2 protein-coding genes are annotated in these 1,217 nt (G+C 71.7%); both read right to left on the bottom strand.

Going from position 1 to position 1,217, the window contains the following annotated elements:
- A partial coding sequence (locus tag ACFW3D_RS42170; RefSeq protein ID WP_500513802.1) for a transposase family protein occupies positions 1–830 on the bottom strand: 830 nt, incomplete at its 3' end.
- Positions 827–1,144, bottom strand: coding sequence for a transposase (locus tag ACFW3D_RS42165; RefSeq protein WP_500513801.1), 318 nt, complete (start codon positions 1,142–1,144; stop codon positions 827–829). The genes ACFW3D_RS42170 and ACFW3D_RS42165, both read right to left, overlap by 4 nt.
- Positions 1,145–1,217: the final 73 nt, after the last annotated feature.

The raw sequence follows: 1,217 nt of genomic DNA, 5'->3' as shown, positions 1-1,217 counted from the left end.
TACTCGAGCCGATAGTCCTCGGCGTGGCGGACCAGGTCGAGGGCGTCGGGAATCTCCTCCAGGAATAGCTTCTCGTACTTCAGCGAGCCGAAGCCGCGCTCGCGTGAGCCGTTCTGCCCTGGCGTTCGGACCCGGGTGCGGACGTGCCGCAGCTCGGGGCGGGTGGCGATGAATGCCTCGAAGCGGAACGAGCGGAACGGTCCGCCGTTGTCGGTGACGATCGTGACCAGCGGTTGCACCGCGCCGTCGGCGTCGCGTGGGGCGAGGTCGGCAAGCGGCCGGCCGGCCAGCCGCGCGGCCTCGGCCAGGGCGAGCTCGACGGCGGCGATCGCGTCGTGCTGGTTCGCGGTGGGCGAGATGTGCCAGCCCAGTTCGTACTTCGACCAGTAGTCGCGGCAGCCGGCCAGCCGCCAGGTGCCGCCGGCGGTGGTCTCGAACTCGGAGAAGTCCAGCTGCCAGACCTGGTTCGGGCCGATCGGCTCGGTGGCGAACGCCGCTTTGCGCCGCGCCGCGAGCTGCCGACGTTCGCGCTGGTAGTTCGCCTCCAGCAGCAGACCCTCGTCGCGCAGCAGCCGCAGCACGGTGGCCTGCGAGACCCGATGGCCGTCCCATCGGCACATCGCCCACACCTTCCGATGCCCCCACGCCGGATGCGCGAGCGCGTGCCGACGGGCGGTGTCCCGGACCTGCTCGCGGGCCGGACGCGGCCACGACCCCCGCGGCTCGGCGTCGCGGCGGGCACGGGCCTGATGGCGGCGCCAGGTCCGCTCGGGCACGCCGATCAGACGGCAGAACCTCGCGGTCGGCATGCCCGCGTCGACGCGGATCACCTCGAGGTCCTCGAAGGGCCCGGCCGACCCTCCGCGGACTTCTTCCACACCCGCAGCTCGACCGCGGCCTCGCCCAGCGCCTGCGTCAAGTCGGCGACTTGGGCCTCGAGCTGCTGTTCACGGCTGCTCGGGCCGGACCTCCCCGCCACCAGACCGGCCCGGCCGGACTCCAGGAACTGGCGCTTCCAGTTCCCGACCGACTGCTCCGACACCTTCGCCCGCCGCGCGGCCTCGGCAACGGTCATCTCACCAGCCAGGATCGACAGCACGATCCGGACCTTCTCCTCCGGCGGCACCGCCGGCGGTCTCACCATGATCGATCAGACTCCTTCACGGGACAGGACCCGCAAGAAACGAGCCCTGCCACAAAGTCTGACGCGCGACAAC

Source organism: Streptomyces sp. NPDC058864 (assembly GCF_042742985.1).
Taxonomy (GTDB): domain Bacteria; phylum Actinomycetota; class Actinomycetes; order Streptomycetales; family Streptomycetaceae; genus Actinacidiphila.
This window is presented reverse-complemented; position numbering and strand designations above follow the sequence as displayed.